The 7,597-nt window shown below is 62.2% G+C and carries 7 protein-coding genes; 4 read left to right on the forward strand and 3 right to left on the reverse strand.

All coding sequences use genetic code 11. The features are described 5' to 3' along the window. Both Q0288_RS07055 and alaS read left to right on the forward strand, forming a co-directional pair. Positions 1–436: DinB family protein (locus Q0288_RS07055; RefSeq protein WP_299429121.1), on the forward strand; the 436-nt coding region annotated here is incomplete at its 5' end. A gap of 347 nt (positions 437–783) precedes the next feature. Further along, complete coding sequence (alaS, locus tag Q0288_RS07060; RefSeq protein ID WP_299429123.1) at positions 784–3,435, forward strand: alanine--tRNA ligase; 2,652 nt, start codon at positions 784–786, stop codon at positions 3,433–3,435. Between the two features lie 20 nt (positions 3,436–3,455). On the opposite strand, the gene Q0288_RS07065 is transcribed toward alaS, so the two are convergent. Next, complete coding sequence (locus tag Q0288_RS07065) at positions 3,456–4,103, reverse strand: hypothetical protein (protein WP_299429125.1); 648 nt, start codon at positions 4,101–4,103, stop codon at positions 3,456–3,458. Between the two features lie 246 nt (positions 4,104–4,349). On the opposite strand from Q0288_RS07065, the gene ruvX reads away from it, so the two are divergent. Both ruvX and mltG read left to right on the forward strand, forming a co-directional pair. Continuing rightward, a complete protein-coding gene (gene ruvX, locus Q0288_RS07070) occupies positions 4,350–4,754 on the forward strand; it encodes a Holliday junction resolvase RuvX (RefSeq protein WP_299429128.1) in 405 nt (134 codons plus the stop codon). Positions 4,755–4,787: 33 nt separating this feature from the next. Next, positions 4,788–5,861, forward strand: a complete 1,074-nt coding sequence (mltG, locus tag Q0288_RS07075; protein ID WP_299429130.1) for an endolytic transglycosylase MltG — start codon at positions 4,788–4,790, stop codon at positions 5,859–5,861. A 46-nt stretch (positions 5,862–5,907) separates the two neighbouring features. Here the strand turns inward: mltG and rlmB are convergent, their stop codons facing one another. Next, the gene (rlmB, locus tag Q0288_RS07080) at positions 5,908–6,624 is read right to left on the reverse strand and encodes a 23S rRNA (guanosine(2251)-2'-O)-methyltransferase RlmB (protein WP_299429132.1); all 717 of its coding nucleotides are present in this window, start codon (positions 6,622–6,624) and stop codon (positions 5,908–5,910) included. Positions 6,625–6,714: 90 nt separating this feature from the next. Beyond that, a partial coding sequence (locus Q0288_RS07085; protein WP_299429134.1) for a type IV pilus twitching motility protein PilT occupies positions 6,715–7,597 on the reverse strand: 883 nt, incomplete at its 5' end.

The raw sequence follows: 7,597 nt of genomic DNA on the forward strand, positions 1-7,597 counted from the left end.
GCTTTCCGGGCTTCCACAGGTGCTGGGCCGGGCCACACCCGCGCAACTAAGTCTGCGCAGTCTGCCCGACAAATGGTCGGCCCACGAGAACCTGGCTCACCTGGCCCACTTCACCACGGTCACCCAGGCCCGCATGCGGCGCATCCTGACCGAAGACACTCCCCAGATCGAGCGCCTCAAGCCCGACACCGAACCAGCTTTCCTGGCCCTGGTAGAGCGCTCCTCCGAAGAAGTGTTGAGCCAGCTCAAACAACTTCGCGCCCAGCTTAACCAGCAGGTCGCGGCTCTGAGCGAAGCCCAGCTGGATCGGACTGGCATCCACAGTGCAGCCGGGCCGATGCAGCTCCGGGAGTGGCTCGAGCTCTTCCTCGTCCACGAGTCCCACCACCTCTACCTGGCCTTCTGGCGTATCCGCGAGGTCATGCAAAGGGCTTGATTCGCGACCCCGTTCCAGGAAGGCAGCACGCTGCATCCCTACCAGTTGCCAGGACGGCCCCCAGACCCATCCCCACCTCGAGGGCTGGCATGGCCGCTGCCCCGACCGCATCATCCGCTACCCGCAGGAGGTGCGAAACATCCGACGCCATAGCCCACAATACCCCGACCAGTACGGCACCGATGAGGAAAACCGCCCGCTATACAAATGCATAACCGCTCTGTATATTCAAAGTTAGAGGCGATTCATTGCAGGCGTTCTGTAAACGATGCTCTTCTTTGGAAGAGGTCGCCCGGGTTTGCCTGGCGGAGAATCTCTTTTATGCTGGTTCCGGTTGAGAGGTCACGATGAAAACCCCCGAAATCCGCGAAAAATATCTGCAATTCTTTGAGTCCAAGGGGCATTTGCGCCTGCCCAGCTTCAGTGTCATTCCCCAGAACGACCCCACCCTGCTCTTCATCAACGCGGGCATGACCCCGCTCAAGGCCTACTTCACCGGCAAAAAGCCGGTGTTCCCCGGTCACGAAGGCGAGTGGTACCGGGTTACGACCTGTCAAAAGAGCGTGCGCACCGGCGACATCGAAAACGTAGGCCGCACCAACCGCCACCAGACCGTTTTCGAGATGCTGGGCAACTTCAGCTTTGGCGACTACTTCAAAAAAGAGGCCATCCTTTGGGCCTGGGAGTTCCTGACCGACCCGAAGTGGCTGGGGCTGGACGGAAGCCGCCTGTACGTAACCATCTACAAAGACGACGACGAAGCCTTCGAACACTGGGTGCGGGTGGGCGTACCCCCCGAAAAAATCCACCGTTTCGATGCCGACGAGAACTTCTGGCCGCAGAACGCCCCCGCCAAAGGCCCCAACGGCCCCTGCGGACCGTGCAGCGAGATTTATTACGACCGGGGGCCTGAGTTTGGCAGCGATACCTGGGCCAACTACTACCAGACCCGCGAGAGTACGCGCTTTGTGGAGCTCTGGAACCTGGTTTTCCCACAGTACGATCGCAAGGACGGCGGCGTTCTGGAGCCCCTCCCGAAGCCCAACATTGACACCGGAATGGGTCTCGCTCGAGTCGCGATGGTGCTGCAGGATGTGGCCGACTTCTACGAGACCGACGAGTTCCAACCCCTGATCGCCAAAATTGTTGAACTGACCGGCGTGAGCTACGAGGGCCAGATCTCGGTGGCCCACCGGGTCATCTCCGAACACGCCCGGGCCGTCACCTTTCTCCTCGCCGATGGAGCCGGCTTTTCCAACACCGGGCGCGGTTACGTGGTGCGTCGCCTGCTGCGCCGGGCGGTGCGCTTTGGCTATCTGCTGGGCCTGCGCGAACCCTTCATGTACAGGCTGGCCGAGATTGTGGCGCAGGTGATGGGCGGGGTATACCCGGAGACACGAGCGAACCTGGAAAGCGTACAGAAGCAGATCAAGATAGAGGAGGAGCAGTTCCTCCGAACGCTGGAAAGCGGTATCCGGCGTTTGGACGGGATGCTGGCAAACCTAAAGCAGGGCGATACCCTTTCGGGCAAGGATGCCTTCACCCTCTACGACACCTACGGTTTCCCGCTCGACCTCACGCTGGAAATTGCCGACGAGCGCGGCATCAAGGTGGACACCGAGGGCTACCGGAAGGCGCTGGAAGAGGCCCAGGAGACTGCCCGCCGGAGTACTGCTTTCGATAAGGAGCTCTTCAAGAAGTCCAACCAGGCGCTCTCGGCGCTGGCCGCCGACTATGGCGGCACCAGCTTTGTGGGCTACCAGGATCTGGAGGCACAGGCCCAAGTCAAGCTGCTGCTGGTGGGGGAGCAAACCCTCCAAGAAGCACCTGCTGGAGTCGAGGTGCAGGTGGTGCTGGACAAGACCCCCTTCTATGCCGAGGGAGGCGGACAGGTGGGGGATGTCGGCATTCTGGAGTGGGAAGGCGGCTGGGCCAGGGTCAGGGCGACGCAGAAAAACCCCGAGGGCATCTTCCTGCACATCGCCAGCGTAGAAGAAGGCACCCTCGAGTCGGGCACGGTAGTGCGGGCCCTGGTGGACATTCACCGGCGCGATACCGAAAAAAACCACACCGCTACCCACCTGTTGCACGCGGCGCTGCGGGCCGTGCTGGGCCCGCACGTGCAGCAAAAAGGCAGCTACGTGGGGCCGGATCGACTGCGCTTCGACTTCAGCCAGTTCGAGCCGATTGGGCCCAGGGACTTGGCCCGGGTAGAGATGCTGGTCAACCGCTGGATTCAGGCCGATTTTCCCGTCAGCTCTGCCTACAAGCCCCTTGATGAGGCCCGCCGGGAAGGCGCAGTGGCCCTGTTCGGCGAGAAATACGGCGAGGTGGTGCGGGTGGTCAGCGTAGAGGGCACCGTGGACAATGTAGCCTCCAAAGAACTCTGTGGGGGCTGTCACGTGCGGCGCACCGGTGAGATTGGCGCACTGGTGGTGGTGGCCGAGGAGTCGGTGGCGGCAGGCGTGCGGCGGGTGGAGGCGCTTACTGGAACGGAGGCTACCGCGTATATCCGGGATGCCCTGGGGCGCATGAACAGCCTGGCCCGCGAACTCGGCACCTCCGCCGAGGCCCTGCCCGAGCGGGTGGGCAGGCTGCTGGACGAGCTCCGGGGGCGCGAGAAGGAAATTGAGAAACTCAAACTGGACTTGGCGCGGGCGCAGCTTGGGGGCAGCAGGACGGGTGCTGTACTCAAGGAGGCGAACGGCTACAAGTACCTGGCAGTCAAGCTCGAGGGCCTCGAGGCCGGGGCCTTGCGCGGTGCGGCGGATGAACTGCTGGAAAAACACCAGGCCGACCTGGTGGCGGTGGGCTCTGGGCAAAACCTGGTTATCAAAATTGGCAAGGCTGCCCAGAACAAGGGGCTGGATGCAGGCACGGTGATGAAGAAAATTTCCAACGTTGCCGGCGGGCGCGGCGGCGGCAAGGGCGCGCTGGCCCAGGGCGGTGGGTTTGACCTGGACAAAGCGTTTGGAACCCTCGAGGAGGCGCTGGGGTAAAGGCGTATTGCGATACGCCCTTACCTACCCGCCAAACCCAGGCGCAGCCCCCGAGCCAGGCGGCTTAACAGGCTCTGGCGGGAAGGGGGTTGGTTGTGCGGTTGTTGCAGGCGGAAGGCATCCAGGGCCTGCACATAGCCCAGCTGGCGCAGGCTGTATAGGTTGTAGAGCACGGTTTCCAGCGAGACCCGCAGGTGGGACGATAGTTCGTGGGAGGAGGCCCCTTTGGGCGACTCGAGCCAGTAGCTGGCCTCGATCAAAAAACGCCCTGGAATTCCAGTGGGATAGCCGTTTTTGTCGGTGCGGCAGAAGCGGGTGGTGGGGTCTATAAACTGGTCGGCATAGGTGGGGCGGGCGTTGGTATGGGCCACCAGATCCACCAGCATGTTGGGCAGAAAGTAGTTGATGCCATCGGGCCGGGGTTTGACCGGTCGCCCGACAAACTCGAACGGGGACTCGGGGAGCTGGGTCAGCTCGAGCAGGGTTTCCTTGGCCTGCTCGAGGCCCAGCAGTTCCTGGTTGCGGTAGGCACAAACCAGGGTGCCCTGATCGAGCTCCAGTGCAATCGCCGCCGAGGGCGTATGTACCACCAGACCGCCCGAACGCTTGACCAGGGGGGGAATCAGTTCGGTGAAGGAGGTGTACTTGAAGTTCCCGAACAGAGGCATACAGCGGCTCGCTCCATAAAATTTATCAAATCCTGGGAGTCTTTTGTTGTTCTGACACACCGCACTGCTTAATCAAGCCTGTTCCAGGGGGGACTCGAAGGGAGTCTGACTCTCCCCATGCCTAAAGGCAGGGGGTTCAAAGAGCGTCTCCCAGGGGGTTTCGCAGAGTCAACCTCCCAGAACAAAAAAATGAATTTGGCGTTGTGTCCTCATTTTCTCCAGGCGAGTTGGCGAAATAATGGAGCGATGAAGGTAGCGGCGCTGGATGTGGGCGAGGCCCGAATTGGCCTGGCGGTAGGTGAAACCGGCTCGCCCTGGGCCTTTGGCCGGGGCTACCTGGTGCGCAAAAGCCTGGAAACCGACCTCGAGGCCCTCGCGGACTTTGCCAGACGCGAACATGCCGAGCGCTTCGTGGTGGGACTGCCCCTGCGCACCGACGGCCGGCCCAGTGCCCAGGCCGAACAGGTGCTGGGGCTGGTCGAGGCCATGCGCCAGCGGGAAATGCAGGTTGAGTTGGTGGACGAGCGCTTCACCACCCGACTGGGGCAGCAGCGTCTGATGAATGCCCCCAGGCGCATCCGGCAGGAGAAAGGTAAGCTGGACGAAGCTGCGGCCATTGCACTACTCGAATCCTATCTGGCGAGCGTATAAGCTTCGCAGTACCCGATTACGGAGCCCCCTAGTATGGATGATTCCAACAAGCCTGCCCTATCCGATCTGCCCTCCACCCCCGACGACCCCCAGGAAAAGGGTAAGTCCCCCACCCGCTGGATTCTACGGGGGGTGCTGTTCATGTTTGTGCTGGTGGCAGCGGTGTTGGGCTATGCCCTCTATCTGATGGGGCCCACCGGCACCACCGCCGAAATTCGCATTCCCAAGGGCAGCGGGGCGGCTGCGGTTGGGCGCATCCTCGAGCAGGCCGGGCTGGTGCGCTCAGGCTACATGTTTGCGCTGTTTCTGCGCTTCTCCGGTCAGGACAAAGAACTCAAGCCCGGCTACTACAAACTCGAGGGCAAGGGACTGCGGGCCCTCGCACTGGCCATCACCGACGAGTCCCGCCCCCTCACCGTGCGTATCACCTTCCCGGAAGGCTGGCGGGCGGTGGACATGGCCCTGCGCCTGAGCGAGCACAACCTGGACGGCCCCCGTTTCCTCGAGCTGGTCAACAACCCCACCCCCGAACTACGCCCTGCCGAGGCCAGAGGCCCCACCCTCGAGGGCTACCTCTTCCCCGCCACCTACGACCTCCCCCTCGACTACACCGCCGAAGATATCGTGCACACCCTGACCCGCCGGATGGAACAGGAGTTCACCCTCGAGGTCAGAACCCGTCTCCCATCGCTGGGTCTGGGCAGCCTGCACGACTGGGTTACGCTGGCCTCCATCGTGCAAGCCGAAGCTGGCAACTCCAGCGAAAAGCCAGTCATTGCCGGGGTTTTCCTCAACCGTATCGAGATCGGGATGCCCCTCCAGGCCGACCCCACCGTGGCCTATGGCCTGGGCAAGCGTCTGCCCGAACTCGATCGGGGCGCGGGCGATTTTGAAAAGGACACCCCCTACAACACCTACACCCGGCGCGGCCTGCCTCCCGGAGCCATCGGCAACCCCGGCGCGGAAGCCCTGCGTGCCGTGCTCAACCCCAAACGCACTAACGAGCGGGGCCAGAAGTATCTGTACTTTTTGCACGCCCAGGGACGTTTGTTTCTCAACGTAGACTTCCAGGGGCACCTGCGCGACACAGCGCGGTACTATCGTTGATGGAGCCGCTTGAAGGAATGCGCCTGCTGCAAGCGTTGCATAGGCCCTATCCTTTCCTGCGCCCCAGCCCCACCTGGTACAACACCACCCCCAGCGCTACCGCCGCATTCAGGCTTTCGGCTCCCGCGGCCAGAGGAATTCTGGCCAGTTCGTCGCAGTGCTCGGCCACCAGGCGGCGCATGCCCTCGCCCTCCGCGCCAATCACAACCGCCAGAGGGCGCTGGTAGTCGAGCTGGTCTACTGTTTTGGTGGTTTTTCCGCTAGCACCATAGACCCAGACCCCCTGCTGTTTAATCTGCTCGAGGTAGCGGGCGATGTTCTTAACCTGTACCAGTGGGATCTTACGGGCCGTACCCGCCGAGGCTTTCAGCACCAGGGCAGACAGGGGCGCACTGCGGCGTTCTTCGCTCACCACCCCGTGCGCCCCCAGCGCAAAGGCGCTGCGGATGATGGCCCCATAGTTGCGTGGGTCGGTCACGCCGTCCAGCACCACCAGCAAGACCTGCTCGCCGCGCTTTTGGGCCAGGCGAAAAGGGGCCTCCGGGTCGGCGTAGGCCGCCTCTTCAATCTCGGCCACCAGCCCCTGGTGCTGGGTGGTCTTGACCATCTGATCCATCTCGATGCGGGGCACCAGTCTGTAAGGAGCCCCCAGCCTGTCCAGTTCTTTCAAGAGCCAGTTTTCCACGCCCCTGGCCACCCAGACCTGCTCCACCTGGCCCTCGCGTATGGCCTCCAAAACCGGGTTGCGTCCATAAATCAACATAACAGGAGTCTAAGGCCAGAGGCCCCAGACCCAGTCCCCCTTGGTATTTGCAGTCGCCCGCCAGATCAAGCTGTGATCTCAGTGCCGTTTTCAGTTACCACGCTGCGCGACCGACTCGTCAATAAGGGTCTGGCGGGCCGCGTTGATTTGCAGGGCTTTCACCTTAACGTACTGGGCACTGGTGGCGTGGGCCAGGGCGGTTTCCAGATCAATCCGGTCGCGGGCGTAGAGTTCGGCCAGGTGGTCGTCGAAGGTCTGCATCCCATCCAGCGAAGAGTCCTTGAGGGCCTCGTAGATTTCGCTGGTGCGATCGGGGTCTTTGATCAGGTCACGGATGCGCAGGTTGCCCTTGAGAACCTCCATGGCGCAGACCAGCTCCCCTTGCTTACTGGGCAGCAGGCGCTGTGAGACGATTCCCACCAGCGACTCGGCAAAAAGAATGCGGGCCACATCCCGTTCGTGCGGTGGAAACAGATCGAGCACGCGGTTGACGGAGCGCACGGCATCGAGGGTGTGCAGGGTGGAGAAGACCAGGTGGCCGGTCTGAGCGGCTTCCAGGGCCGCCGCAGCCGTGGCATGATCGCGAATCTCCCCGATCATGATCACGTCGGGATCCTGGCGCATGGCTGCCACCAGTCCATCCTTGAAGCTGGGTGCGTCCTGTCCAATCTCCCGCTGCACCACGATGGAATTTTTGCCCCGGTGCAGGTATTCGATGGGGTCTTCCAGGGTCACGATCATCTTGGAGTGGCGCTGGTTAATCTCGTCGAGAATACGGGCCAGGGTGGTGGTTTTACCGGAGCCGGTGGGCCCAGTTACCAGCACCAGGCCCTTTTCCTTGTCGCGGAAGAAGTTAATGGTTTCCTGGGGCAGCGAGACAATTTTGAGTTTGCTCTCGTCGGAGTTAACCACCCGCATCACACCGCTTATGGAGCCCCGCTGGCGGAACAGGTTGACCCGGAAGCGGGCCACT

This window comes from uncultured Meiothermus sp. (assembly GCF_937863175.1).
GTDB lineage: Bacteria > Deinococcota > Deinococci > Deinococcales > Thermaceae > Meiothermus.

What these genes read in the sequence shown, in the direction of transcription:
- rlmB (WP_299429132.1), bottom strand. Translation starts at nt 6,624, where the DNA reads ATGTTGATTTATGGACGCAACCCGGTTTTGGAGGCCATACGCGAGGGC.
- alaS (WP_299429123.1), top strand. Translation starts at nt 784, where the DNA reads ATGAAAACCCCCGAAATCCGCGAAAAATATCTGCAATTCTTTGAGTCC.
- Q0288_RS07065 (WP_299429125.1), bottom strand. Translation starts at nt 4,103, where the DNA reads ATGCCTCTGTTCGGGAACTTCAAGTACACCTCCTTCACCGAACTGATT.
- ruvX (WP_299429128.1), top strand. Translation starts at nt 4,350, where the DNA reads ATGAAGGTAGCGGCGCTGGATGTGGGCGAGGCCCGAATTGGCCTGGCG.
- mltG (WP_299429130.1), top strand. Translation starts at nt 4,788, where the DNA reads ATGGATGATTCCAACAAGCCTGCCCTATCCGATCTGCCCTCCACCCCC.